Annotated in this window: 25 protein-coding genes; 10 read left to right on the top strand and 15 right to left on the bottom strand. The window is 72.9% G+C overall.

Annotated features, from left to right (window positions below):
• Position 1 precedes the first annotated feature (1 nt).
• The 5 genes from CHB94_RS17585 to CHB94_RS26595 are packed head-to-tail and all read right to left on the bottom strand — an operon-like array spanning position 2 to position 4,973.
• Entirely contained in the window at positions 2 to 1,093 is a 1,092-nt protein-coding gene (locus CHB94_RS17585; RefSeq protein WP_176445615.1) for a hypothetical protein, read from the bottom strand.
• Positions 1,090 to 1,773, bottom strand: coding sequence for an SCO family protein (locus CHB94_RS17580; protein WP_089337852.1), 684 nt, complete (start codon positions 1,771 to 1,773; stop codon positions 1,090 to 1,092). Before CHB94_RS17580 ends, CHB94_RS17585 begins: the two co-directional genes overlap by 4 nt.
• The gene (locus CHB94_RS17575) at positions 1,770 to 2,504 is read right to left on the bottom strand and encodes a YcnI family copper-binding membrane protein (protein WP_254920731.1); all 735 of its coding nucleotides are present in this window, start codon (positions 2,502 to 2,504) and stop codon (positions 1,770 to 1,772) included. The genes CHB94_RS17580 and CHB94_RS17575 overlap by 4 nt, the downstream gene beginning before the upstream one ends.
• A 37-nt stretch (positions 2,505 to 2,541) precedes the next feature.
• The gene (locus CHB94_RS17570; protein ID WP_089337850.1) at positions 2,542 to 4,335 is read right to left on the bottom strand and encodes a FixH family protein; all 1,794 of its coding nucleotides are present in this window, start codon (positions 4,333 to 4,335) and stop codon (positions 2,542 to 2,544) included.
• Positions 4,332 to 4,973 (bottom strand): zf-HC2 domain-containing protein, encoded by a 642-nt coding sequence (locus CHB94_RS26595; RefSeq protein ID WP_089337849.1) that lies wholly within the window; start codon positions 4,971 to 4,973, stop codon positions 4,332 to 4,334. The genes CHB94_RS17570 and CHB94_RS26595 overlap by 4 nt, the downstream gene beginning before the upstream one ends.
• Positions 4,974 to 5,041: 68 nt before the next feature.
• Here CHB94_RS26595 and CHB94_RS17560 point away from each other — a divergent pair, with 68 nt between their 5' ends.
• From CHB94_RS17560 to CHB94_RS17540, 5 genes are all read left to right on the top strand, one after another.
• Positions 5,042 to 5,605 (top strand): sigma-70 family RNA polymerase sigma factor, encoded by a 564-nt coding sequence (locus CHB94_RS17560; protein WP_089337848.1) that lies wholly within the window; start codon positions 5,042 to 5,044, stop codon positions 5,603 to 5,605.
• A gap of 107 nt (positions 5,606 to 5,712) precedes the next feature.
• The gene (locus CHB94_RS17555; RefSeq protein WP_089337911.1) at positions 5,713 to 6,330 is read left to right on the top strand and encodes a DUF47 domain-containing protein; all 618 of its coding nucleotides are present in this window, start codon (positions 5,713 to 5,715) and stop codon (positions 6,328 to 6,330) included.
• Positions 6,331 to 6,336: 6 nt separating this feature from the next.
• Positions 6,337 to 7,338: an inorganic phosphate transporter gene (locus CHB94_RS17550; RefSeq protein WP_089337847.1), complete on the top strand. Its 1,002-nt coding sequence runs from the start codon at positions 6,337 to 6,339 to the stop codon at positions 7,336 to 7,338.
• Between the two features lie 10 nt (positions 7,339 to 7,348).
• Complete coding sequence (locus CHB94_RS17545; protein WP_254920730.1) at positions 7,349 to 8,761, top strand: MFS transporter; 1,413 nt, start codon at positions 7,349 to 7,351, stop codon at positions 8,759 to 8,761.
• A 233-nt stretch (positions 8,762 to 8,994) separates the two neighbouring features.
• Positions 8,995 to 9,993 (top strand): sulfite exporter TauE/SafE family protein, encoded by a 999-nt coding sequence (locus CHB94_RS17540; RefSeq protein ID WP_254920729.1) that lies wholly within the window; start codon positions 8,995 to 8,997, stop codon positions 9,991 to 9,993.
• A 113-nt stretch (positions 9,994 to 10,106) separates the two neighbouring features.
• Here the strand turns inward: CHB94_RS17540 and CHB94_RS17535 are convergent, their stop codons facing one another.
• From CHB94_RS17535 to CHB94_RS17515, 5 genes are all read right to left on the bottom strand, one after another.
• On the bottom strand, positions 10,107 to 11,090 hold the full coding sequence (locus tag CHB94_RS17535) for an NAD-dependent epimerase/dehydratase family protein (RefSeq protein WP_089337910.1): 984 nt from the start codon (positions 11,088 to 11,090) through the stop codon (positions 10,107 to 10,109).
• A gap of 145 nt (positions 11,091 to 11,235) precedes the next feature.
• Positions 11,236 to 11,730 carry a DUF5994 family protein gene (locus CHB94_RS17530; RefSeq protein WP_254920728.1) on the bottom strand — a complete coding sequence of 165 codons (495 nt, stop codon included), beginning with the start codon at positions 11,728 to 11,730 and terminating at the stop codon, positions 11,236 to 11,238.
• 250 nt (positions 11,731 to 11,980) lie between these two features.
• The gene (gene typA, locus CHB94_RS17525) at positions 11,981 to 13,870 is read right to left on the bottom strand and encodes a translational GTPase TypA (protein ID WP_089337846.1); all 1,890 of its coding nucleotides are present in this window, start codon (positions 13,868 to 13,870) and stop codon (positions 11,981 to 11,983) included.
• Between the two features lie 98 nt (positions 13,871 to 13,968).
• Complete coding sequence (locus CHB94_RS17520) at positions 13,969 to 14,316, bottom strand: hypothetical protein (protein ID WP_089337845.1); 348 nt, start codon at positions 14,314 to 14,316, stop codon at positions 13,969 to 13,971.
• Positions 14,317 to 14,464: 148 nt separating this feature from the next.
• Complete coding sequence (locus tag CHB94_RS17515; RefSeq protein ID WP_089337844.1) at positions 14,465 to 15,025, bottom strand: YceI family protein; 561 nt, start codon at positions 15,023 to 15,025, stop codon at positions 14,465 to 14,467.
• An 88-nt stretch (positions 15,026 to 15,113) separates the two neighbouring features.
• On the opposite strand from CHB94_RS17515, the gene CHB94_RS17510 reads away from it, so the two are divergent.
• A complete protein-coding gene (locus tag CHB94_RS17510; protein WP_089337843.1) occupies positions 15,114 to 15,629 on the top strand; it encodes a MarR family winged helix-turn-helix transcriptional regulator in 516 nt (171 codons plus the stop codon).
• A gap of 95 nt (positions 15,630 to 15,724) precedes the next feature.
• Here the strand turns inward: CHB94_RS17510 and CHB94_RS17505 are convergent, their stop codons facing one another.
• Together CHB94_RS17505 and CHB94_RS17500 are read right to left on the bottom strand one after the other, a co-directional pair.
• The gene (locus CHB94_RS17505) at positions 15,725 to 16,885 is read right to left on the bottom strand and encodes a glycerophosphodiester phosphodiesterase (protein WP_089337842.1); all 1,161 of its coding nucleotides are present in this window, start codon (positions 16,883 to 16,885) and stop codon (positions 15,725 to 15,727) included.
• A gap of 164 nt (positions 16,886 to 17,049) precedes the next feature.
• Positions 17,050 to 17,901, bottom strand: coding sequence for a patatin-like phospholipase family protein (locus CHB94_RS17500; protein WP_089337841.1), 852 nt, complete (start codon positions 17,899 to 17,901; stop codon positions 17,050 to 17,052).
• 88 nt (positions 17,902 to 17,989) lie between these two features.
• On the opposite strand from CHB94_RS17500, the gene CHB94_RS17495 reads away from it, so the two are divergent.
• Both CHB94_RS17495 and CHB94_RS17490 read left to right on the top strand, forming a co-directional pair.
• On the top strand, positions 17,990 to 19,738 hold the full coding sequence (locus tag CHB94_RS17495; protein ID WP_089337840.1) for a class I adenylate-forming enzyme family protein: 1,749 nt from the start codon (positions 17,990 to 17,992) through the stop codon (positions 19,736 to 19,738).
• A gap of 100 nt (positions 19,739 to 19,838) precedes the next feature.
• Positions 19,839 to 20,864 (top strand): potassium channel family protein, encoded by a 1,026-nt coding sequence (locus CHB94_RS17490; protein WP_176445614.1) that lies wholly within the window; start codon positions 19,839 to 19,841, stop codon positions 20,862 to 20,864.
• Positions 20,865 to 21,114: 250 nt separating this feature from the next.
• Here CHB94_RS17490 and CHB94_RS17485 read toward each other — a convergent pair whose 3' ends face one another.
• Positions 21,115 to 22,635 carry an adenylate/guanylate cyclase domain-containing protein gene (locus CHB94_RS17485; protein WP_089337839.1) on the bottom strand — a complete coding sequence of 507 codons (1,521 nt, stop codon included), beginning with the start codon at positions 22,633 to 22,635 and terminating at the stop codon, positions 21,115 to 21,117.
• A 276-nt stretch (positions 22,636 to 22,911) separates the two neighbouring features.
• On the opposite strand from CHB94_RS17485, the gene CHB94_RS17480 reads away from it, so the two are divergent.
• Together CHB94_RS17480 and CHB94_RS17475 are read left to right on the top strand one after the other, a co-directional pair.
• Positions 22,912 to 24,150, top strand: coding sequence for a serpin family protein (locus tag CHB94_RS17480; RefSeq protein ID WP_176445613.1), 1,239 nt, complete (start codon positions 22,912 to 22,914; stop codon positions 24,148 to 24,150).
• Between the two features lie 189 nt (positions 24,151 to 24,339).
• A complete protein-coding gene (locus tag CHB94_RS17475) occupies positions 24,340 to 24,591 on the top strand; it encodes a hypothetical protein (protein ID WP_089337837.1) in 252 nt (83 codons plus the stop codon).
• A gap of 148 nt (positions 24,592 to 24,739) precedes the next feature.
• Here CHB94_RS17475 and CHB94_RS25300 read toward each other — a convergent pair whose 3' ends face one another.
• Together CHB94_RS25300 and CHB94_RS17470 are read right to left on the bottom strand one after the other, a co-directional pair.
• Entirely contained in the window at positions 24,740 to 24,895 is a 156-nt protein-coding gene (locus CHB94_RS25300; RefSeq protein ID WP_176445612.1) for a hypothetical protein, read from the bottom strand.
• Positions 24,896 to 25,047: 152 nt separating this feature from the next.
• Positions 25,048 to 25,749 carry an acetate uptake transporter gene (locus tag CHB94_RS17470; RefSeq protein WP_254920727.1) on the bottom strand — a complete coding sequence of 234 codons (702 nt, stop codon included), beginning with the start codon at positions 25,747 to 25,749 and terminating at the stop codon, positions 25,048 to 25,050.
• Positions 25,750 to 25,834 lie beyond the last annotated feature (85 nt).

Raw genomic sequence — 25,834 nt, 5'->3', positions numbered from 1 at the left:
GTCAGCCGACGGGGACCGGCCGCCCCGGCGTCGTGCCGTCGTACGGCGCGGTGCCGTCGCCGGGGGTGTCCTCACGGAATCGGCGGACCGCCGCGATGCCGCCGGCCACGCACCCGGCCCCGAGGGCGAGCAGCAGGGCCACCGCCCCCCGGGCCATGACCGGCGGGCCGTTCGAGGCCACGTTCGCCGTCCAGAGGACGTCGACGTCGGGCAGACCCTGCACCAGCAGGAGCCAGCCGAGGACGACGGCGAGCAGGCCGGTCATCGCGCCACGTCCCCTCCGGGCCGCGCGGAACCCGACGCCGGCCACGAGCGCGGCGATCGTCGCCGGCAGGAGCGCCGAGACGACGGCGCCGGCGTGCGAGGCGACGCTCACCGGCGGCTCGGGCGTCGCTGCTGCGTGCCACAGGGCCGCGGCGGCCCCGACCAGCAGCAGTGCTCCCAGCGGTCGTGCCGTCCGGGCCAGGAGGCCGGCAGTGAGGGCGATCAGGACCAGTGCGGCGTAGAGCGGCCACACCAGCCACGGGGACGGCGGCGGGCTCCAGGTCAGCTCGCCCGACACCTCGACCGGGGTTCCGCCGTGGACGAGCGGCACCGTCCACTCGAACACGGTGTGGTCGCTGCCGGGGTCGGCGGCGACCGCGGGTGGCAGTTGCGACTCGCTCATCCAGTGCGTGCGGTGGTCGTGCCAGACGTAGTGCGGCTCGGTCGAGACCTGCTGCCAGTCGGGCTGGGCGTCCGCGCCCGCGTGGTCGGGCGGATCCACCTGCGCGTACCGGTCCAGATTGATGTAGGCCGCCGGGCTGTTGGCGTTGCGCCAGACGCCGTCCGGACCGATGCGCAGATAGGGCTCGCCGCCGTACCCCGGGACGACCACCTCGGCACCGGTCCGGTTGACCAGCTCCAGCTCGTCCCCGAACTGCAGCACGCGCACGTCGAGGCCGGGAACCTGCGGGGTCACCGCGACCACCCGGGCGTCGAAGTCGCTCCCGGCGGCCTCGCCACCGACGTGGGCGGCCGCCGGCCCGGACACGGCGACGGTGGCCAGCAGTGCCAGCAGGACCACGAGGAGGCGGGCCGCCGGCCGGCTCACGCCTCCGCCGCCACCAGGCGAAGGTCTGCGGCGATGTCCCGGGACGTGTTGCCGCTGTCGAAGGCGACGTGCGCCTCGTCGTCGGCTCCGTACAGCAGCAGCAACGACGAGTGCAGCCGCCCGTGGTCCTCGGCCAGCGGCACCCCGGTCGACAGCTGCGCCTGGTCGATCGACTCCTGGTCGCCGGTCAGCCCGATGAACGGCACGGGCAGGTCGGCGGCGAAGCGGCCCAGGTACTCGCCGAGGACCTCCGGGGTGTCGAACGCCGGATCGGTGGTCACGAAGACGACCTGCAGGTCCTCGACCACCGCCGCGTCGAGTCCGCGCAGGGCGACCGCGACATCGGCCATGGTCGTCGGGCACACGTCGGGGCAGTTCGTGTAGCCGAAGAACAACAGGGTGGGCCGGCCCGCCGTGGCGGCCTTGAAGTCGAAGGGCGCCCCGGTGGTGTCGGTGAGGGTGAACGAGGGACGGCGGTAGGGCTCGGCGAGGTCGAGACCGGCGTACCGGTCCTCGGGGGCCTCGACGGCGGCCGGGACGTCCGAGTGGTCGTGTCCGGCCGCGCCGCCGTCCGGCCCCTCGGCGGTCGGATCGCTGCCGCAGCCGGTCAGGACCAGGACGGCGGACAGGGACAGTGCCGCCAGCGCCGGGCGCAGGCGACCGCGGACGGCGGAACTCACGAGGACACCGTACGTCGGCCGGCCCGCCAGCCGAGGACGACACCGCCGACCGCGGTCAGCAGGGCGAGGATGGCCAAGAACAGCGCGAGCCCGCCCGGGGAGTCCTCGACGGCGGCGGCATGGGCGCTGTCGTCCTGCCCCTCGCCGGCGCTCTCGCTCGCCGTCCCCTCGATACCGGCGGCTGCGGCGAGGGTGAGCACCGGGGCCGGACGCTCGGGCTCCTCCTGACCGTCGATCGACGGCTCGATCCAGGCCGACTCACTACCGTCGCTGTAACGCTGCACGGTGGGGAAGGAGAGTGCGCCGGCCTCCGGGAACGGCCCGCCCGAGAGCGCGAACTCCTGGAACTCTCCCGGCGCGATCCCGGCACCGGCCTCGGCGCGGAACTCCACGACGGAGACGTAGGAGCTGACCTCCTCCCCGTGGACCTGCAGCGGCTCCGCGAGGTCGGACGTCGTGAGGGTGGCCGTCCACCCGGGGAGCGACTGGGTGCGCAAGGAGGGCATCGCGGCCTCCGGCGGTACCTGGATGCGCAGCCCGACCGTGCTGGCGGTGTCGCTCTCGTTCGGCACGCGGAAGGTGATCTTCCCGTAGCCGCCGGGGGCGGCGTCCTGGCTGGACACGCTCACGTGCGCCGACGCGCTGCCGGCGAGGACGAGCGAGGCCGCCAGCGCGGTGAGGACCGCCGCGCCGAGGACGGCGAGGCGGGCGAGGGGGCGGGGCAGGGACACAGAACTCCTGTTCATCGATGTGCTGGTCGGCTGGGGGTCAGCGGACCGGGAACTCGGTACGGGCAGTGGTGGCGGTGAACTCGTCCAGCCGGATGCTGACGGCGAGGGTCCACGTGCCGGCGCCGGGGATGGTCATCCCGTCGGAGACGTAGTGGCCCGGTCCGGCCGGTTCCAGTGGCACGTCCAGCGGCCCGATCTCCTGGGACGGCTCGGTCAGGCTGACGGTGATCGTGGCGGGCTGGGTGGGCCTGCCCGCGTCGTCGAAGAGGTAGACGTGCAGGGTGTTCGGCCCGGGCCGCGCCGGGTCGAGCGAGAGCTGCACGCTGCCGGACGGTCCGCCGCTGCCCTGCAACGGCAGCAGCACGTCCACCGGTTCGGCGACGGCGGAGCGGGCCGGCGGGGTGCCGACCAGCACCGCCGACAGCGCCAGGACGACGGCCGCGACAGCGAACTCCACGAGCACCGAACGCCGCAGGGCCGGCACGTGCTCGGCGGCAGCGGCCGACTGCAGCCGGTCGCGTACCCCCGCGGCCTCTTCCACCTCGGTGGCGACACCCGAGCTGCCGGGACTACCGGCGGCGAAGGCGTGCGCGGTGAGGCTGCGGAGCCCACGGGCCCGGGCCCGCCGGACACCGAGTCGCTGCTGCACCCAGACCCGGGAGACGCCGGCCGCGGCCAGCAGGACGACCACCAGCAGCAGCTTCGCGACGAGCAGCCAGCCGTACGTCGTGGCGAACACTGCTGTCGGGGACCGCACCTCACGGACGGCCTGCACGGTGCCGCTGACCACCAGAGCCGCGACCGCGCCGAACGCGATCCGCGACCAGGGCGGGAGCATGGCGGCGAGGTCCTGCGGCGGCGTTCCCGATCGCAGCACCACTGCGAGCAGGGCGGCCAACCCGCCGAGCCAGACCGCCATCCCGGCGGCGTGCACCGCCGCGACGGCCACCGCGAGCCCCGGCCAGGCCCCGGCCACCGGGTGCCCGATGGCCGCGGTGGTGACGACCGCCCCGAGCGCCAGCGCGCCGGCCACCGCCGATCGCCGGCCCGACGGGGGCACGCCGCGCCGCCAGACGGGCAGCAGGACGAGTGCGAGCCCGGTGGCGAAGAGCGCGCGGGCGAGCAACGTCCGGCCGGCCGTCGACGAGGCCGTGGCGGACAGCAACGACGGGTCGAAGACGGAACCGATACCCGCGGCCCCGGCGTACGGGCCCTGGAGCAGGAAGGTCAGCAGGGCGCTGACCGCGAGGGCGGCGGCGCCCCCGGTGGCCAGGCCGCGGAGCCGGGCCGAGTGCCAGCCTCCGGGCCAGCAGAACAGCGCCAGCACGGGGACACCGATCGCCAGCGCGAGTCCGGCGAAGCCCACCCAGCGGCTGATCGGAAGCGCGACGGCGACGACCGGATCGGTGCGGTCCTGCGCTCCGGCCGCGGTCATGGCCACCAGGTCGGCGTCCCCCACGGTGAAGGAGAAGGCACCGGCGATGGGGTGCGAGTCGGCCGACACCACCCGATAGGTGACGAGGTAGCCCGTGTCGTGGGGAAGCTCGTCGAGCGGGGTGATCGTCAGCGTGTCACCGTCCACGGCGGCCGTGCTCGGCAGCACGGCGCCGTCCGCCTGCAGCAGACGGGCGTACCCGGAGCCGAGGGACACCCCCTCGGTGAACTGCAGCGTGATGCGCTCCGGCGACCGCTCCAGCCGGGCCCCCTCCCCCGGGTCCGTGGCGACCAGCTCGGCGTGCGCGGACGCCGCCGGCGCCGTCGCCACCCCGGCCACCGACCAGCCACCGAGCAGGGCGGCCAGCAGGAGCAGGACGGGCAGGGAACGCCTCACGCGGGCACCCGCCGGCCGCCGAAGGCACCGACGGGGCGGCGGCGCCCCCGCCAGGCGACGGCGGCGACCAGGACGACCCCGGCGAGCACGAGCAGATGGACGACCGCCCGTTCCACGTGGACGTGCCCGGCTCCCAGGTCGGTCAGGGTCACCGGCACCAGCAGCGCCGCGAAGGAGCCGAGGAACGGAAGCGCCCCGGCGGCCAGGCGAGGGCCCGCGGCGACCGCCAGGAACGCGGCCGCCACGGCGAGGTTCCACGCCGCGGTCTCGTGCGCCATGTGCACCGGCGCGCTCATCGCCCCCGCGCCGAAGGTCAGCACCGGCCACGCCATGGCCGCCTGGGCGATCCCGACGGCCACCAGCGCGAGCCGGAGTGCCGAGTCGGCCAGCCGGGCCCGGGCGGCCGCGGCGGCCCCCGGCAGCTCGCGGGGCAGGGCGCCGAGCACCGATGCGGTGAGGTCGGGCACCGGAGGCGCGGGAGCCAGTCTCGCCCGGCGGGTCACCAGCGTGGCGGCGGCCATCCAGGCGGTGCAGTCCGCGCAGGCGGCGAGGTGCTCGTCCAGCTCACGGGAAGGCACCCCGAGGGCTTCACCGTCGAGCCTGGCGGAGATCGCCTCGCGGAAGGGAGAACACGGCATGGTCCATTAGTCGCTCCCCGGCCCCGTCCGGTTCCCGGCCGGTTGTGGGCGACGGGGAGGATGGGGTCATGGACGACCTGGCGCGCACCGCGGCCGATGCCGCCGGGGGTGACCCTCTGGCCGCGGCGGCGCTCGTCCGCGCCACGCAGTCCGACGTCTGGCGGCTGTGCGCGGCGCTCGGCGACCGTGACAGCGCCGACGACCTCACGCAGGAGACCTACCTGCGCGCCTTCGGGGCGCTGCACCGCTTCGAGCACCGCTCCTCGGTGCGCACCTGGCTGCTCTCCATCGCCCGCCGCGTCTGCGCCGACGCCCTCCGCTCGCGTCGTCGACGGCGGATGACCCTCGTCCGCGACGACGCGGACCTGGAGAGCCTGTCGCGCCCCCGCGGCGCGGATCCCGTCGCGGAGGGCGCGACCGTGGTCGATCTGCTCGCCCGGCTCGACGTCGACCGGCGCGAGGCCTTCGTCCTCACCCAGCTGCTGGGCCTGCCCTACGCCGAGGCGGCGGAGGTCGCCGGCTGCCCGGTCGGGACCATCCGCTCCCGGGTGGCCCGGGCCCGTGCCGATCTCGTCGCGTCGCTCGACGGAGTGGCGAGCGCCGGCTGCCATGGTGGCGCCACCCACGGTTGACCATTCGATGCACGTCCGACATCTCGCGGCCACCTATGCTGCCCGACGGCCGTGCGTCGCTCCGATGCGGCGGCGACCCGGCCCCCACCCCCGACACGGAGCCACGCGTGCCCTTCAGCCTGACCCCCAAGGACTCGAGCTTCTACCCGCTGTTCACCGCCTCGGCGGAGAACCTGGTCGCGGCCACCGACGTCCTCAGCGATTTCATCCACGACCACGCGCGTCGCGCTGAACTGGCCATCCAGCTCCGCGACCTCGAGCACGCGGCCGACCAGACCACGCACGCGATCTTCCGGCAGCTGAACACCAGCTTCGTCACGCCGTTCGACCGGGAAGACATCTACGCGCTGGCCAGCAACCTCGACGACGTCATGGACTACGTCGAGGCGGCAGCCGACCTGGTCATCCTGACCGGGCTCGGCACCCTGCCCGCCGAGATGAGCCAGCAGGTCGCCCTGCTGCAGCGGGCCGCGCAGACCACCGCGGAGGCGATGCCCCGGCTGCGCACCCTCAAGGACCTCTCCGACTACTGGATCGAGGTCAACCGGATCGAGAACGAGGCCGACAAGCTGTACCGGCGGCTGCTGTCCCGGCTCTACAGCGGCGAGTTCGACGCCCTGGAGATCCTCAAGCTCAAAGAGGTCGCCGACCAGCTGGAAGAGGCGGCCGACGCGTTCGAGCACCTCGCCAACGTGGTCGAGACGATTGCCGTCAAGGAGTCCTGACCCCGCATGGACGCGGCCGTCATCGGTCTGATCGTCATCGTCCTGGTCGCCCTGGCCTTCGACTACACCAACGGCTTCCACGACGCCGCCAACGCCATCGCGGTAGCGGTCTCCACCAAGGCGCTCACCCCGCGCGTGGCGCTCGCCCTCGCCGCGGTCATGAACCTGGTCGGGGCGCTGCTCTCGACCGAGGTGGCCAAGACCGTCGGCGCGGGGATCATCGATCCTCCCGAGGGCAACAACGGCCTGGAGATCGTCTTCGCCGCGCTCATCGGGGCGATCACCTGGAACATGATCACCTGGTGGTACGGGCTGCCGTCGTCGTCCTCCCACGCGCTGATCGGCGGGCTCGTCGGCGCCGCGCTGGCCGCCGCGCACTCGGTCCAGTGGATGGGTGTCTTCAACAAGGTCATCGTCCCGATGATCGTCTCGCCGCTGGTCGGGTTCGGGCTGGGCTACCTGTTCATGCTGGTGCTCCTGTGGACCTTCCGCCGGGCGCACGTGACCAAGGCCAATCGCAACTTCCGCTACGCGCAGATCGTCAGCTCGGCGACGATGGCTCTCGGGCACGGCATGCAGGACGCCCAGAAGACGATGGGCATCATCACCCTGGCGCTGTTCACCGCCGGGGAGATCGACAGCTTCGAGGTGCCGTTCTGGGTGGTGCTCGCCGCTGCTGCCGCGATCAGTGCCGGAACCTACGCCGGGGGGTTCCGCATCATGCGCACGATGGGCCGGCGGATCATCCAGCTCAGCCCCGCCGGCGGCTTCGCCGCCCAGACGGTGGCCTCGAGCGTCATGGTGACCACCGCGACCGTGTTCGCCGTCCCCGTCTCGACGACGCACATCACGACCACCTCGATCATGGGCGTCGGCTCGACCCGGCGACTCTCCGCCGTGCGCTGGGGTGTGGCCGGCAACATCGTGGTCGCGTGGGTCGTCACGCTCCCCGCAGCCGGCATCGTGGCCGCCGCCGCCTACTTCCTGACCGACCTCGCCGTCGGCTGAAAGCTGTCCCGTGACCGGTAGCCGCGAGGGGCCGCCGGTCGCGCTGGGCACCGCGCCGGGCCGCTGGCTCGTCGTCGTCGCGGTGCTGGCGACCGGGATGGCATTCCTCGACGCCACGGCGGTCCAGGTGGCTCTTCCCTCCATCGGCCGCGAGCTGGACGCCTCGCTGTCCGGGCTCCAGTGGACCGTCACCGGCTACACGCTGACGCTGGCCTCGCTGATCCTGCTGGGCGGTTCGCTGGGCGACCGCTACGGGCGTCGGCGGGTCTTCGTGATCGGGGTCGTCTGGTTCGCTGCCGCCTCCATGCTGTGCGGGCTGGCCCCGAACACCGGCCAGCTCGTCGCCGCGCGCGCCCTCCAGGGCGTCGGCGGGGCCCTGCTCACCCCGGGCAGCCTGGCGCTGATCCAGTCGTCCTTCCGTCCCGGGGACCGGGCGAAGGCCATCGGGTTGTGGTCGGCGCTGGCCGGCGTCGCCGGCCTGATCGGGCCGTTCCTCGGTGGGCTGCTGGTCGACACGGTCAGCTGGCGGGTGGTCTTCCTCATCAACGTTCCGATCGCCGTCCTGATCGTCGCCGTCGCCGGAAAGCACGTGCCGGAGAGCCGGAACCCCGCCCACCACGGGCGGTTCGACTACCTCGGAGCCGCACTGGGCGCCCTGGCCCTCGGCGGTCTGACCTACGCGCTCATCACCGCCGGTGAGACCCCGGCGAGGCCCGACGTCCTCGCCTCCGCGGCGATCGGCCTTCTCTCTGGCCTCGCCTTCGTCGCTCGCGAGCGGCGAGCCGCCGACCCGATGCTGCCCCCTCGGCTGTTCCGCGATCGGCAGTTCACCGGCGCCAACCTGGCCACGCTCGCCGTCTACGGGGCACTGGGTGGCAGCGGGCTGTTCCTCGTCATGCAACTGCAGATCGTCCTCGGCTACGGCGCGACCGCAGCGGGCGCCACGATGCTGCCCTCGATCCTGCTGCTCACGCTGCTGTCCCCGCGGGCCGGCGCCCTGGCCCAGCGGATCGGCCCGCGACTGCCGATGACCGTCGGACCCCTCGTCGTCGCCGCCGGCACACTGCTGCTGGCCGGCGTCGACGGCGGCCGGCCCTACGCCGTCGAGGTGCTCCCGGGGTCGGTGCTGCAGGGGCTCGGCATGGCGGTGGTCGTGGCCCCGCTGACCGCGACCGTGCTGGGGGCGGCCCCCGACGCGCTGGCCGGGATCGCCAGCGGTGTGAACAACGCGGTGGCCCGGGCCGCGCAGCTGTTGGCGGTGGCCGCGCTGCCGGCCGCCGTGGGCCTCTCCGGCGACGACTACGCGCAGCCGGGCGCCTTCACCGACGGCTTCCGGACGGCGATGGTCGTCTGCGCGGTCCTGTTCGCCGTGGGTGGCGCGATCTCGTGGTGGACCATCCGGAACGACGTCCTGCAGGCCTGATCCCGCCTCCTGGGACCGTCGATTGCATAAGTCGACCAATCTGGTAGACATATGCCCATGGCGGCGACGGCGGTGCTCCTCGTGGGGCGGATCCACGTCGACCTGCTGCGTGTCTGCACCGCCACCTGTCCGGGCTGCTGACTCCTCGCGCCTGACGGCGCCCCTCGTTCTCCCCGCAGCGCTGCGCCCCTGTCCGTGCGCCCTGCGGTCCTTGAGACCCGGAGTTCAGTCCTGTGAAGACCCTTGTTCTCCTCGCCCTCGTCGGCCTGGGCGCACAGCTCGTGGACGGCAGCCTGGGCATGGCCTACGGCGTCACCTCGACCACCCTGCTGCTCGCCATCGGCACCAACCCCGCGGCCGCCTCTGCCACCGTGCACGTCGCCGAGATCGGCACCAGCCTCATGTCCGGGCTGGCCCACTGGAAGTTCGGCAACGTCGACTGGAAGGTCGTCGCGAAGATCGGCCTGCCGGGCGCCGTCGGCGCCTTCGCCGGCGCCACGTTCCTCTCGCACCTCGCCACCGAGGTCGCCGCCCCGGTGATGTCCCTGATCCTGCTGACCCTCGGGGCCTACATCCTGGCGCGCTTCACTCTCCGGGGCATCGACCGCCGCCACTTGGGCAAGCCGATGCGCAAGCGCTTCCTCGGCCCGCTCGGCCTGGTGGCCGGGTTCGTCGACGCCACCGGTGGCGGCGGGTGGGGGCCGGTCGGGACCCCGGCCATCCTCGCCAGCGGCCGGATGGAACCCCGGAAGGTCATCGGCTCGATCGACACCTCCGAGTTCCTCGTGGCGGTCGCCGCCAGCCTCGGCTTCCTGCTCGCCCTGGGCTCCCAGGGAGTCGACGCCGTCTGGGCCCTGGGGCTGCTGGCCGGTGGCCTGGTGGCTGCCCCGGTCGCCGCCTGGCTCGTGCGGCACGTCCCGCCCCGCATGCTCGGCTCCCTCGTCGGCGGGATGATCATCCTGACCAACGCGCGCACGCTGCTGACGAGCGACTGGATCGACGCCGGGGACCCCGCCCGCTACGCCGTCTACGCGGTGCTCTACCTCGTCTGGGCCGCCGCGGTCGTCCACTCGTACCGCGAGTACCGCAAGGACCGGGCGCTGGAGTCGGCCGACGCCATCGCCGCGGTGGCCGAGCGGAACGTGGTCGCCGACGTCGGGAACGACGGCTTCGACGCCGCGGTGGCAGAGGGCCAGATCGCAGCCGGGCGCCCGAGCGCACCGCGAGACTGAGACGCGACTCTGCGTCGCCCAGCCCTCGCACGCTCGGGACGGGCCCCTGACGCGGGGCCGCTCCGGTCATCCGGTGCCGGCAACCGCCCGTGGCTGCCGGTACCGAGAGCTCGTCAGTGGGTGGCGAGGAGCCGCGCCTCGAGGTGCGACGGGAGGCCGGGTTCCTGGCGGTGCGCCATCGGAGGCAGCGACGGCCGCTCGTGGGTGGACTGCCAGGCCCAGGTGTCGGCCACGGACGCGCGCAGCGGGCGACCGGACAGCCCGAGCTTCCGCGCGCGGGTGGTGTCGACGTCCCAGGCGGTCCGCGCCACCTCGGCCGGCAGCCAGAGCGGCAGGTGCACCCACGGCTGCACACCCGACGACAGCAGCTCGTCCTCCGGTACCGGCACCCACTCCGCGTCGCTGCCGGTGACGTCGCGGCAGAGGTCCAGCAGGGCGCCCAGCGTCGTCATCCCGTTCGGGCCCGTGGCATTCACCGCCCCCGCCGGCCTCCGCTCGGCCACCTCGACCAGCCAGCCGGCCAGGTCGCGCGCATCGACGGCCGTCACCGGCTGGTCGAGGGTCTCCGGCACGACGACCCGGCCACCCCGGCTGATCCGATCCAGCCACCAGCCGAGCCGATGGATGGGGTCGTAGGGACCGATGATCAGGCCGGCGCGGGCAGTGAGGAACCGTTCGCCGAGGGCAGCTCCGAGGATGCGTTCGGCGTCGGCCTTGATCGGGCCGTACTCCTCGGCCTCGGTCGTCCAGGTGGGCTCGTCGTCCTCCGGACCGACGGGGCCGGGCGGCCAGTTGCGATAGGCGTTCAGGCTGCTCACGAAGGCATACCCCTGCACCCCGCCCAGCACGACGGCGGCGTTGCGAGCGGCAGCACGGGTCTGGCAGGACGTGTCGACGACGAGCTCCGGCGCCCATCCGTCGAGTGCCTTCGGCAGGGCATCGGGATCGTCCCGGTCGCCGTGCAGCGCCCGCGCGCCGGCCGGAGGCTGTCCGGAGACGCCGCGGGTGAAGGTGGCGACATCATGGCCGCGGCCGAGCGCCGCCGTCGCCACGTGCCGGCCGAGGAAGTGGGTGCCACCGAGCACGAGGAGCCGCATGGTGCTCACTCCAGTGCAGCGCTCCCCCGCCGTCCAGCCGGTTCGCGGCAGGCGTAAGCAGAAGGAGCCCGTCCCTCTCACCGCTCGCACGCTCGCGGCGAGCCTCCGACCGGGGTCGAGGAGCAGCGTGGAAGGAGGGGGTCCTTCAGACGGCCCGCGGGTACTCCGGGACCTGCGGCAGCGGTGTGGAGCGCGCCGCGGCCAGCACCATCTGCGGCGACCTGGGCAGCCCGCGGCGGGTGCACAGGCGCAACGCCCGGGCACCGGTCAGCACGTCGGTCTCCGGCGGCACCACCAGCAGGTCCGCCCGTCGGACCCCACCGGCCCAGGTCAGGCAGACGACGCCGGGGTCCATGCTGCGGAAGCCACCGGTCCGCACGGTCCGGCCCTGCACCACGATCTTGCGCGGCGCCGGCGACCAGGCGTCGATGGCGTAGGTGAACCGCTCGACGCGGACGCCGCGCCGGTCGAGTTCGGCGATCAGCTCCGGCACCTCGAGGGCGAGGTCCCGGCTGCGCGGGAACCAGGCGCCGTCGAACGCCGACGCACCGTCACCGGCGTTGTCCCGAAGACTCACCCGGACATCGATCCCGCCCCGGAACCCCGCATCCGGAGCCGTTCGGGTGATCATCGTCGTCATCAGCGCTCGGCCGCCTCTCGTCGCTCGACCAGGGCCGCGGAACACGGGCCCGACGGCAAGCTACGGCCCGCCATGGGCGTGTTCCCGCCAAGGCGAGCCGGGCGCGTCACCGCTCCCCGGCCCGTCGTCACGACCCGTGCGCGACCGGCCACACGGCCCTGCCGCCCAAAGCGACAAGTCAACTTGCCGACGGTGGCCCCGTCCCGGGTCCCGCCCCGAGCGTGCGAAGGGTGGGGAGGACGGGGTCCTCTCAGGGCTTGGGCTTGCGGTTCTTGGCCTTGCCGCGCTCGGTCTGGTCGAGCACCACCTTGCGGATGCGCACCGTGGCCGGGGTGACCTCGACGCACTCGTCCTCGGCACAGAATTCCAGCGCCTGCTCCAGGTTCAGGATGCGCGGCGGGATCAGCCGCTCCAGCTCCTCGGAGGTGGACTTGCGCATGTTGGTGAGCTTCTTCTCCTTGGTGATGTTCACGTCCATGTCGTCCGGACGGGAGTTCTCACCGACGATCATGCCCTCGTAGACCTCGGTGCCGGGCTGGACCATGAGCTGGCCGCGCTCCTGCAGCGAGAACATCGAGTACGTCGTCGCCACGCCCTGCCGGTCGGCGACGAGCGAGCCGGTCGGGCGGGCACGCATGTCACCCAGCCAGGGCTCGTAGCCCTCGAGGTTGTGGTTGAGGACGCCGGTACCGCGGGTCTCGGTGAGGAACTCGGTGCGGAACCCGATGAGGCCGCGGGACGGGACGATGTACTCCATCCGCGCCCAGCCGGTGTCGTGGTGCACCAGGTTCTCCAGCCGGCCGCGGCGGACGGCCAGCGCCTGGGTCAGGGTGCCGACGTACTCGCCGGGGGTGTCGATGGTGACCCGCTCGACCGGCTCGTGCAGCTTGCCGTCGATCTCCTTGGTCACGACGGTCGGCCGGCCGACGGTCAGCTCGAACTCCTCGCGGCGCAGCTGCTCGACGAGGATGGCCAGGGCCAGCTCGCCGCGGCCCTGCATCTCCCAGGTGTCGGGACGGTCGGTGGGCAGCATGCGCACCGACACGTTGCCGACCAGCTCCTGGTCGAGGCGGTTCTTGATCAGCCGGGCGGTCAGCTTCTTGCCCGACTTGCCCGACAGCGGCGAGGTGTTGATCCCGATGGTGATCGAGATCGAGGGCTCGTCCACGGTCAGCGGCGGCAGGGGACGCGGGTCGTTCGGGTCGGCGAGGGTGTCGCCGATCATGATGTCCTCGATGCCGGCGATGGCGACGAGCTCGCCCGGGCCGGCGCTGTCGGCCGGGGTTCGGGTGAGGCCCTCGGTGACCAGCAGCTCGGTGATCTTGACGTTCTTGATGGAGCCGTCGGTCCTGCACCAGGCGACCTGCTGGCCGTTCTTCATCGTGCCGGAGTGGATGCGCAGCAGCGCCAGACGACCGAGGTACGGCGAGGCGTCGAGGTTGGTGACCTGCGCGCGCAGCGGCTCCTCGGCGTCGTAGACCGGCGCCGGGATCGTCTCCAGCAGCGTCTTCACCAGCGGGGCGAGGTCGGGGCTGTCGGGCGAGGTGCCGTCGGCGGGCCGGGTGAGCGAGGCCTGGCCCGTCTTGCCGTTGCTGTAGACGATCGGGAAGTCGAGGTTGTCGACGTCCATGCCGGAGTCCTCGAGCAGCTCCATGAACAGCTCGTAGGTCTCGTCGACGACCTCGGCGATGCGCGCGTCGGAGCGATCGGTCTTGTTGACCACGAGGATGACCGGCATCCCCTTGGCCAGCGCCTTGCGGAGCACGAAGCGCGTCTGGGGCAGCGGGCCCTCGGAGGAGTCGACCAGGAGGACGACGCCGTCGACCATCGACAGGCCGCGCTCGACCTCACCGCCGAAGTCGGCGTGGCCGGGGGTGTCGACGATGTTCACCGTCACCGGGTTGCCGTTCTCGTCGGCCAGCCGGATGGCGGTGTTCTTCGCCAGGATGGTGATGCCGCGTTCGCGCTCGAGGTCCATCGAGTCCATGACGCGGTCCTGCGTCGTGTCGGCGTCGGTGCCCTCGCCCTTGGCACGGCCGAGCGCGCCGGCCTGGCGGAGGAGGGCGTCGACCAGGGTCGTCTTGCCGTGGTCGACGTGGGCGATGATCGCCACGTTGCGCAGGTCGTCGCGGGTGGGCATGCGGAAGGGCACCTCGGGGGGTTCGGGGAGACCGCTGCGTCAGCGCGCGGCATCTCGTGTAACGGCCGCCGGCCCGGCGACCTTCCCATGGTAGTCGCTCAGCGGGCGGGCTCCCCCGGCCGAGAGGCATCTGCCACCCGGAACGTCACCCCCGCGGCGGCGAGCGTGACCAGACTCACGGCCAGCCAGGCCGGCAACCCGACGCCGATCGCCAGGACGTGGGCGAGGACGAAGGCGCCGACGTAGAGCGCGGCGAGCGCCACGGCGGTTCCCGGTCCACGGCGCCGCAGCCAGAGGGCACCGGCGGCCAGGCCGGCCACGGCGAAGACGGCGCCGCCCAGCGCCCGGATGCCCGTGCCCTGCGCGACGCCGAAGCCTGCGGCCAGCCCGACGGCGACGAGGACGGCGGACGGGAACCGGGTGCGGACGAGGGTCGAGGTCGACATGGTCCCCAGTCTCCCCCGTCGTCCGGGACCCTCGTCGAGTGAGCAGTTGTGGTCGCCGACACGCGCGGACGCGCCGTCGCGGGCAACCACAACTGCGCACTCGACGGCGAGGGGCCCCGGGCAATCGCCCGGGGCCCCTCGTCCTCGATCAGGCGGTGCGGAGCACGGCCTCGATCTCGAGCTCGACGGTGATCTTGTCGCCGACGACGACGCCGCCGCCGTCCATCGGCATGTCGATGTCGACGCCGTACTCCTTGCGGGAGATCTCGGTCTTGGCCGAGAAGCCGGCGCGCGTGCCGCCGTAGGCGTCCGGCCCGAAGCCGTTGAGCTCCAGCTCCAGGGTGACCGGCTTGGTGATGCCCTTGATGGTCAGGTCACCGGTGACGGTCCAGTCGGCACCGTCGGTGGCGACACTGGTGGAGCGGAAGGTCATCTCGGTGTAGTTGCCCACGTCGAAGAAGTCGGCGGAGCGGATGTGCGCGTCGCGCTGCTCCTGACGCGTGTCGATCGAGTCCATGTTGATGCGCGCGGTGACGCTGGACTGCGTGGGGTCCTCTGCGGTGACGATCTCGCCGGAGAAGTCGCGGAAGTAGCCGCGGACCTTGCTGACCATCATGTGGCGGACGGAGAAGCCGACGGTGGAGTGGGCGGCGTCGATGTCCCAGGTGCCGACGACGTAGCCGGGGATCTGGACGGTGGAGCTGCTCATGAGGTGCCTCCGGTGGTTGAGCGTTTGACCTTCTGCCGCATCCTAGCGTAGTTGAAGGCTTTACTATTCCGCCGGTATTCTGTCGGTCATGACCACCGACGTGTCGGCTGCCGAGCCCCCGGTCCCCGCCTGCCCGGGCCCGGGGCCCGACGAGGCCCGTTGGCTGTCGGAGGACGAGCAGCTCGCCTGGCGGGCGTGGCTGTTCAGCTCGCTCCTCCTGCACGACCGCCTGGACCGCGACCTGATCCGGGAGACCGGCATCTCCCACGCGTACTACGAGATCCTCGTCCAGCTCTCGGAGACCCCCGGCCACTCGCTGCGGATGAGTGAGCTGGCCGAGCGCTGTCTGTCGTCCCGCAGTCGGCTGTCCCATGCCGTCGCCCGACTGGAGGAGCGTGGCTGGGTGCGCCGGCAGGTGTGCGCCGAGGACGGACGTGGTCAGCTCGCCGTGCTGACCGACGAAGGATTCGCCGCCCTCGAGGGCGCCGCACCGGTGCACGTCGAGAGCGTGCGCACCCACCTGCTCGACCAGCTCAGCCCGCAGCAGATCACCGCCATGCGCGACATCGGCGAGACCCTGCTGCGCCACCTCGCCCCGCGCTGAACCGCGGGGGCGCGCCCGGACGCCGAAGAGGCGTCGCGAGGCGTCACCGGTGACCCGGCGGCGGCGAGCGGCCGGGCCACCACGCTGCCCGGCGGTCAGAACACCGGTTGGACGGTGCTCAGGAACAGCTGGCGGGAGACGACGCCGGTGTCCGGGTTGTCGGTGAACATGCCGTCGATCCCGGCCTCCCAGTAGGCCGCCTGCTCCACCAGGGCCCGGCCGTAGTCGTCCGGCATCGGCCCCTCACGGAGCACCGGCGGCAGGAAGGTGTTCTCGTTGCGGAACGTGTAGGGATGCACGAGCAGGCCGGCGGCGTGCGCGTCGTCCACCAAGGCCGTCGGCGCCCCCAGCGCCCCGTCGGGCAGGGCCGGGATCACCTGATTCTTCTCGGGGCCCACGCCCTCGGCGTAGGAGGCGATGTCGCGCAACCCCGAAGCGCTGGAGAGCTCGGCATAGGTCCGCGGGTCGCCGGCTGCCAGCAGGTCGTAGGGAGCGCCGACCGCAGTCATCAACTGGACGAGCGGCACGCGGACACCCTGGCGGTCCAGCTCCCGCAGGTTGGCCGTCTCGAAGGACTGGATGAAGACCGGCGCCCTCTGGCCGTCCAAGCGCGCCTGCCGGAGGTCGGCCAGGAGCGGTTCCTCCAGCGAGAGGCCGACGACGTCGAAGTAGGTGGGGTGCTTGGTCTCGATGTAGACCCCGACCTCCCGGTCCAGTTCCCGGGACAGTCGGTCCCGCAGATCGAGGACCTCGTCGAGCGTCGGCACCTGGTAGAGGCCGTTGTAGAGCGTGTTCTCCTCGCGGACGTCGGGGAGCCGCTCGACCGCGCGCAGCGTCCGCAGCTCGGCCAGCGTGAAGTCCTCGGTGAACCAGCCGGTCAACGGCACACCGTCGATGACCTTGGTGGTCCGGCGGTCGGCGAACTCCGGGCGCGCGGCGACATCGGTGGTCCCGGAGATCTCGTTCTCGTGGCGGGTCACCAGCACGTGATCCTTGGTGCTCACCACGTCCGGCTCGATGTAGTCGGCGCCCATGCGGGCCGCCAGCTCGTAGGAGGCCAGCGTGTGCTCGGGCCGGTAGCCCGAGGCACCCCGGTGGCCGACCACGATCAGGTCGTCGGCGAGCGCCTCACCGGGCACGGCCGCCGGGGGCTGCGGCGCGGCCGAGGCGGGCACGGCCGCCGGGAGGACGAGGGTCAGAGGGACGACGGCGACGACGGCCGCCACCGAGACCTTCCATCGACGTGCGCTGAGCATGAGAACTCCCGCGGGCTCGGGCGACGACCCTCGCCGCCGGTCACCTGCCCGATCCCAGCCATCCGGTGTGGACGACCGGTGGGTGGTCCCATGAACGACGAGTGAGGTCGGGATGGCGTTCTGGAGTGCATCGCGTGCCGCCCGACCAGCTCACTCCCCCGCCGTCAGGCGCGCCACTTCTCGGCGACCTGCTCCGCCACCCTCGCCGCCTGCGCACGCCCGGCCTGCGCCGAGGGTGCCCGGGCCGCGGGGTCCAGCACGTTGCGGCCGATCGCCCTCCGGCTGTCCGCGTCGGGCGAGACGACGACGATCCGCGACACCATGCCGGTCACCTGGGCATCGACGCTGGCGATCGGCCCGAAGCCCCTGGAGATCGGCGCGAGCACGACCACTCGCTCGCATCCCCGGGCGAGGTCGGCATTGGCCGCCGACCGCATGCCGCCGTCCACGTACCGGCATCCGTCGATCGTCACCGGCGGGTACACGCCGGGAACGGCGCAGCTGGCCGCCACCGCGTGCACCAGGGTCACCCCGGAGTTCCGGTCGAAGGTCCGGAACTCACCGGTCGCCGCGTCGACGGCGGTGATCACCAGCCGTCGCTCGGGCCATCGCATGCCGGCCAGCAACGCCCCGATCACGTCGAGACGCTCCTGCTCGGGCGGGGTGAGACCGACCTTCTCCGCGGCGAGGGCGAGCACACCGATCCGGCGGCGGAACTCGACGTCGCGGCCGCGGCTGCGCAGCATCGCCCAGCCGAACTGCGCGAACGTGGCCCGGTTCAGCCGCGCGGCCGTCGCTCCGGTCGCCGGGGTCAGCTGCCGCTCGTACATCGCCTCGAGCTCCACGCCGCTGGTCAGCTGCGCGCCGACCACCGAGCCGGCCGACGTGCCCACCACGAGATCGGCACCGCTGAGGTCGGTACCGGCTTCGGCGAGCCCGGCGAGGAGACCGATCTCCCACGCGATGCCGGTGATCCCGCCACCGCCGAGCACGAGAGCGGTGCGCTGGTCGCTCATCGCGTCATCCTCACAGACCGCCCGGATCTCGACAGCGAGTGTGACGTGAGCCACGCTGTGTGCTGACGTTCGCGACGAGAGGATGCGCATGACCGCCACGCAGCCGGCACCGGACGCCCCCACCACGGGCACGACGAGCTGGCCGCCGGGACTCCCGCGCTCGCTGGAGTACCCGGAGGCACCGGTCGGCTCGATCCTGCGGGCGGCCGTCCGGCGCTGGGGCGACCGGCCCGCGTTCATCGACCACGACGTCCCGCTGACCTTCGAGGAGCTGGGCAGCCGGGCCCACGCCGTCGCCGGTTGGCTGGCCGACCACGGCATCGGCCGCGGTGACGTCGTCGCCGTGCACGTCCCGAACTGCCGCCAGTACCCGCCGCTCTACTACGGGATCATGCTGGCCGGCGCCACCTTCTCCCCCACCAACCCGCTGCTGCCCGCGGCCGACCTCGCCGCCCAGCTCACCGACGCCGGCGCGAAGCTGCTCGTCACCTGGGACCAGGTGCTGCCCTTCGTCCGCGGCGCCCTGGCCGAGACCCCGGTGCAGACGGTGGTGGTCACCGGCGAGGCGCACATCACCGACTTCGCGGCGCGGCTCGAGCTCGAGGACGGCGACGTCGACCTCGCCGACCTGCTCGCCGGCAACCCGGCCGACCGGCACCTCGACGCCGACGTCGACGTGGCCGACGACCTCGCCCACCTGGCCTACACCGGTGGGACGACGGGCGTGAGCAAGGGCGTCGAGCTGCCGCACCGCAACGTCGTCACGAACGTGCTGCAGTCGGCCTGCTGGACGTCGGGGTCGCTCCCCGAGCTCGACGAGGCCGGCGACGTGACCATCCGCCAGGTGGTCGGCGACGACGAGTATCCGACCCGGCTGGGCACCGCCCGGATCATCAACCTCACGCCCTGGTTCCACGCGATGGGCGTGATCGGCTACCTGAACGGCATGGTCATGGGCGGCACCACGACCGTGATCCACATGCGCTTCGACCCGGTGACGTACGTCGAGGACGCCGTCCGCTACGACGTCACCGCCATCGGCGGCGCACCGCCGGTCTTCGTGGCCCTGCTCCAGGTGCCCGGCGTCGCCGACCACGACTGGTCGCGGGTGCGCGGCGTCTCCAGCGGGGCCGCACCCCTGCCGGTCACGCTGATCGGGAAGCTGCAGTCCCTGCTGCCCAACGCCGTGATCGGCGAGGGCTACGGGCTCACCGAAGTGACCATGCAGGCCACCGGCAACCCCTCCTTCCGCTCGGGCACCCGCAAGGCGGGCACGGTCGGGGTGCCCGTCTTCGACACCGAGATCTCGATCCGGCCCCTCGGCGGCGGCGACCCGCTGCCGGCCGGTGAGCGCGGCGAGGTGTGCATCCGGGGCCCGCAGGTGATGCGCGGCTACGCCCATCGCCCGGAGGCCACCGCGGAGTCCATCGACGCCGACGGCTGGTTCCACTCCGGCGACGTCGGGATCCTCGACGAGGACGGTTACCTCTCCATCGTCGACCGCACCAAGGACATGCTGCTCTACAAGGGCTACAACGTGTTCCCGCGCGAGCTCGAGGAGATCCTGTTCGCCGTGCCCGGCGTGGCCGGAGCCGCGGTGGTCGGCCGCCCCGACGAGGAGGCCGGTGAGCTGCCCGTCGCCTACGTCGTCCGCAAGGGGGACGACGCCGGGGCCGCGCTCAGCCCGGAGTCGGTGATGGCCGCGGTGAACGACAAGGTGACGCCGTACAAGCGGCTGCGGGACGTCGTCTTCATCGACGCGATCCCGGTCTCGGCCGCGGGCAAGGTGCTCAAGCGGGAGCTGGCGGCGAAGGAGCGGGAGAAGGTCCCCCTCTGAGCGGCCCCGGCTGATCGCGCGCGCCGCACCCCTCCGGTTCCGTGACCCGAACGGGTGCGGCGGCGCGCGGCCGCCGGGTCGGCTCACTATCGTGCCCGGAGTGACACAGCCAGAGGGAGCCGGGACCGAGCACACCGGCGTCCGCATCGCGCATGTCGAGCCCCCGCCGATCCGGCAGGTGGCGCAGCGGCTGTTCTTCGCAGTGTTCGTGCTGCTCGCGACAGTGCTGATCGTCTACGTCGACCGCGACGGCTACAACGACAACTCCGACGGCGCGGTCGATCTGCTCGACGCCTTCTACTACACCACGGTCACCCTCTCGACGACCGGCTACGGCGACATCGTGCCGGTCTCCGACCAGGCGCGCCTGATCAACTTCCTCGTCATCACGCCGCTGCGCGTGCTGTTCCTCATCGTCCTCATCGGAACCACCCTCGAGGCGCTCACCACGCGCTCGCGGGAGGAGTTCCGCATCCGTCGCTGGAGGTCACGCGTGCGTCAGCACGTCATCGTGTGCGGTTACGGCACCAAGGGCCGCAGCGCCATCCGCTCCCTCATCGCCAACGGGACGACGCCGGACCGGATCGTGGTCGTCGACCCGGAGCCGCGGGCGATCGACGAGGCCAACTCCCTCGGGCTCACCGGCATCGTCGGCGACGCGGGGCGCACCGAGGTCCTCCGGCGGGCCGCGGTCGAGCGGGCGCGCGCGGTGATCGTCGCGGCAAACCGGGACGACGCCTCGGTGCTCATCACGCTGACCGTGCGGCAGATCAACCCCAGCGTCCCGATCACGACCAGTGTCCGGGAGGAGGAGAACGCCAACCTCCTCCGGCAGTCCGGCGCGGACACCGTCATCACCACCTCGGCGACATCCGGTCGGCTGCTCGGCCTCTCGACCGACGCCCCACGGGTCGTCGCCGTGGTCGAGGACCTCGTGACCGGGGGGCAGGGGCTGGACCTTCACCAGCGCACGGTGACCAGCAGCGAGGTCGGGCTGGACTCGCGTTCACTCCGCGACGTCGTCCTGTCGGTCACCCGCGGCGGGCGGACGCTGCGGTTCGACGACCCCCTGATCGGCACCTTGCAGCCGGAGGACGTCCTCGTCGTCGTCCGCTCCCACCACTGAGCACATCGCGGTCCTCCGGATCGCACCGCGGCCATGACATCGCGATCCTCCGGATCGCACCGCGGGCACGTGCCTTCCCCCCGCTGCGCTGAGCAGCTGCGTCGCGCCTGCGCGGACCCCTTCGGGGCCATGGCATCGCCGTCCCCCGGACGGCACCGCGGCCAATTGCCGTCCCCGGCTGCATCGAGCCGCTGCGTCGCGCCTGCGCGGACCCCTTCGGGGCCCACTCGGCCCGACCCCGGCGCGAGTCTCATGCCTTCCGGCGCACCCAGGTGGTGGTCGGCTCACCCCGCCCGCGGAGTTCGACGGCCGCGTCCTCCATCCAGTGCGCCCGCTCCTCCGGAGCCGCCGCGAGCACCGTCGCCTCGCTGGCCACCACCCGGCCGGCGCGCTCCTTGGCCAACTCGGTGAGGCGAGCGGCCTCGTTCACCGGGTCGCCGATGACCGTGTACTCCAGCCGGCTGGCAGCACCCACCTGGCCGGCCCACACCCGCCCGCACGCGACCCCCACGCCGACGTCGACCTCCCCGGCCTCGCGGACGGCGTCGCAGATGTGCCGAGCGGCCCGGAGCGCGGCGCCGGCCGGGTCCGCGTGATCGGTGGGCGCCCCGAAGACGCAGAGCGCGGCGTCGCCCTCGAACTTGTTGACCAACCCGCCGTTGCTCTCGATGGTGTCCACGACCACCTCGAAGAAGCGGTTGAGCAGGCCCACCATCTCGGCCGGCCCGGTGCGCCGGACCAGGGAGGTGGAACCGGCGATGTCGACGAACAGCGCGGCGACGGTGCGTTCCTCCCCGCCCAGCGAAACGCCGGTGGCCAACGCCCGGGCGGCGACCGTCGTCCCGACGTGGCGGCCGAACAGGTCGCGCAGTCGTTCCCGCTCGGCCAGCCCCGCGGCCATGGTGTTGACCCCCTCCTGCAGGAGTCCGATCTCCCCGGCGTCGTCGACCACCACCCTGACGTCGTAGTCGCCGCGGCCGACGTGCTGCACCGCGTCGCGGAGGTCGCGCAGTGGCTGCCCGACGGCCCGGGCGGTCAGCAGGGTGGCCAGGCCCCCGACGAGGAGGGCGACGACGACGAGGAAGACCACGGCGCCCCTGCCGGGACCGTCGGGATTGCTCGGGTCGACGTAGAGCAGGACCACCCCGAGCATCGGGACGCCGCTGGTGAGCCCCCACGTGAGCAGCAGGCGCGGCCGGACCCCCAGGGTCAGGGCCCCGACGGGCGGGTGTGCGGCCAGCGCGATCGCGGTGACGGTGCGGGCCGCTCGTGCGACGAGCAGGTAGGTGACGCCGGCGGTCGCCATGCCGCCGAGGAGGGTCGCCACGCCGGTCCGCAGCCCGACCAGCGGATCGGGGAAGGCGGCGGCGGAGACCCCACCCACCAGGACGGCGCCGAGCAGCCAGATGAGCCCGGCGATGAGGGCGGTGTCCACGGGGAGGCGCAGCGCGTGGCCCGCCTCCCCGCTGGTCGGTTCCCGGCGGGCCATGAGCCAGCGGTTGGTGACCCGTTGCCGCCGGAGTCCGGCCACCGTGCCGGCGGGCAACGCGACAGCGAGGTAGGCCGCCACGGCCCACAGCACCGGTCCCCGGCCGGTGTCACTGCTGCCGTCCTCGACACCGATCAGCAGCGCGACGACCGTCGCCACCCCCACCAGGTTGGCCACGACGACCAGCAGCACGATCGCGGGCACGGCGGCCCGGCCGGTGGGTGCCCAGGAGGCCCAGGCGCCGTCCCGGCGGGTCTGCGCCACGGAGCTGCCGGAGGTCATGCCCGGCGCAACGACGGGTGTGCCCGCGCGGACACGGCGGGGCACCCGATCGTGATCATGCGGTCATGATCGCGGGTCGCCCGGGGCGCTGCGCGACGGGGCGATGCCTCGCCCCGTCGGATGTCCGCTCGGCCCCGCCGTCGACCGGCCGGGCACGCGTCGCCCGGTCACGGCTGAACAACGATCCGAGCCGGTCCTGCTGTCGCCCGTGGCTCACCGTCCATGATCATGCTCCTCGGCCGACCGCGCCCGGTGGCGGCGGGAAGGAGCGTCACGATGGTCGGGCGGACCTCCGCCGGTCGCCTCGGCGTCGCAACGGCTGCGGTGGCAGCCCTGACCGCGTGCGGCAGTGCCGGCGCTCCTCCCCTCACGCACCGGGGCGACGTCGTCCCGGTGCAGGCCGGGTCCTTCACGGCACGCGACATCAGCCAGGCACAGACGGCATTCGGTGTCGATCTGCTGCACGAGGTGTGCGGGCGAACCGTCGGGGAGAACGTGCTGCTCTCCCCGACCTCGGCCGCGGAGGCGCTGAGTCTCCTGTATCCCGCAGCCGGCGGGCGGACCGCGACCGACTTCGGGGCCGTACTGCACCTGCCGGAGTGGTCACCGGACCTCGTCGCGGCGGTGCGCGAGCACACCCAGGCGCTCGACCGGCTCCGCTACGACGGCGACCCGGAGGACGACGACGCGCCGGACTCCCTGCACCTGAGCAACCGCCTGTGGACCGCCCTGGGCCTGGAGCCCGACCCCGGTTACCTGGACGACATCGCGACGGCCTTCGACGCGGAGGTGCAGGGGCTCGACTTCGCCGGTGACCCGGGCGGGGCGACCGATCGGATCAACGACACGGTCTCCGAGGACACCCACGGGCTCATCGAGGAGCTCTTCGGCGCCCCGCTGGGCTCGCACACGGTGGCCGTGCTCACCAACGCGCTCCACTTCGAGGCCCGGTGGGCGGTCCCGTTCACCGACACCTGGCCGGCCCCGTTCGAGGCACCGTCCGGCGAGGTGACGGTCGACATGATGGGTGGCGCGTCCGGTGTCACCCGCAGCGCGGACGGGTGGCAGGCGGTCGAGCTGCCCTACCGCGACGGCACCCTGGCCGCCGTGGCCGTCCTCCCGCCCGAGGGGACCGGTCCCTGCGCCGTCGACGTCCCGACGCTGGCCGCACTCGACGCGGCCGAGCCCGGCCGGGTCGGCGTCCGGCTGCCGCGCATGAGGATCGAGCAGACGCACGAGCTGATCGAGCCGCTGGAGGCCCTGGGCCTGCCGGTGGCGGGCGACTACTCGGCGCTCGGCGCCGACGGCTTCATCTCGCGGGTGGTGCAGAAGACCTTCCTGGAGGTCGACGAGGAGGGGACGGTCGCGGCCGCCGCCACGGGTGTCGTCGTCGACGCCTCGGCCGGCGTGCCGCAGCCGGTCGTCTCCTTCGACCGCCCCTTCCTCTTCCTCCTCACGGACACGGAGACCCGCTCGCCGCTGTTCGTGACCGTCGTCAACGACCCGTCCGCCTGAGCCGCCCGGCCCAGCCACGGAGCGCGACCGTGTGGCACGGGGAGCCCTCGACCTGCCGACGTGCGACCTTCGGCCCTGGTGGAACCGCCCTCCGGAGAAGACCGTGGCGTCTCGCTGGGACGGACGGGAGAGAGAAAGGGCCACCCGATGCGTCAGGAGATCCCGCGGACCCTCCGACGGAGGAGCAACGTGCCGACTCCCTTCGTCGTGGGGCCGGTTGCCGTGCGCGCGGCGGCCGTGCGAGCACTGGCCGTAGCAGCGTTCGCCATGGGGGCGGTCGCCGGAGGGGCCGTGGCCCTCGGGTTCGTGACCGTCGGGTGGCTCCGCGTCGGCCGTGCCGACGTGCGCCGCCTCCGGATCAACCGGCTGGAGGTGGACGAGCTGGCGGTCGCCAGGTCCGCCGGAGCACCGGTGACCTCCACGCCCCCCGCGTCCGGCTGATGCTCGGCGGGGGAAGGCTCACGGCGACCGACCGCCGGTGAGTCGGCCCGCGGTCGCGAAGGCTGTCGGCGGAGCAGCGCTCCCGGACCGGAAGAGCGATACCACGCGGGTCGACCGGGTAGGAGAGCGCGACATCCCGGACCGCGACTCAGGCAGGTGTGTGATGCAGGAACGACAGAGCGCCTCCGACCACCCGCGCAGCGACGACGTGAAGGGGCGGGAGCGGCACGACGGCGACGACGAACGCGGGGTCGGCGACCGCGGCGACTTCGGCGATCAGGGGATCGACCAGACCGCGGCTCACGCGAACCCGCAGAACCAGGGCGCTGCCGCCACCGCGGCCGGGGGATCCAGCCCGGACACCACGCCTCCCGGCAGCGACACCCCCGGCGGGCTGAGGCGACCTGCCCGAGGACGGTCGACCGGCATCCTCGGAGGCCGGTCGACCGGCGCGGGTCACATCTTGTACAGCGGTGGGTTCGGCAGGACCGCACGTCCGAAGGTCGACGCACTCACCCCGGCGAGGCACGCGTACCAGGCGACGACGGCGGTGACGAGACCCAGATAGCCACCGACCGTGGTCAGGCCCTCGTTGTGCGCCACATCCGCGAACCCGAGCACGAAGAACGTGGCGGTAAGGAGGGTGAAGAGCAGGACCAGCACCGCGGTGGTGCGCAAGGCGGCGACCCACAGGATGACCGTGAAGATGCCCCAGCTGATGAGGTACCAGCCGACCACGGTCTCCCGGTCGCCGGCGTCGGGGATGTCGGCCGCGTAGAAGGTGACGAACGCCCAGAACGAGAGCCAGAAGGCGCCGTAGGAGGTGAAGGCGGTCGCGCCGAAGACATTGCCCTTTCGGAACTCCCACATGCCGGCGAGCACCTGGATCGCGCCCCCGTAGGCGAGTGCCACGCCGAAGACGATCGGCTCGCCCTCCAGCGGCAACAGACCTGCGTTGAACAGGCTGAGCAGGAACGTCGTGAGCGCGAAGCAGCCCAGGCCGAGCGGCGCAGGGTCGGCGATCATCCGGACGTTCTCGGAGGCGAGTTCCCTCGCCATGGCGACCCGACCGGCGGTCGGGTCGCTCAGGTCGGCCAGGAACTCGTTCCCGGCGTCGGTGGTCCGCGTTCCCGGCTGCGAAGCTGCGTTGAGTGCCACGGCAGAGCCCTCCTGATCGACGCTGGAAAGGAGCACGGCTGGACGTCGGCCAGCGGGAGCCCCGCCCAGCGGAGCGCGTCCACCG

Source organism: Blastococcus mobilis, assembly GCF_900188025.1.
Taxonomy (GTDB): domain Bacteria; phylum Actinomycetota; class Actinomycetes; order Mycobacteriales; family Geodermatophilaceae; genus Blastococcus_B; species Blastococcus_B mobilis.
Note: the sequence above shows the minus strand (reverse complement) of the source record. Positions and strands in the feature narration are given on the sequence as shown.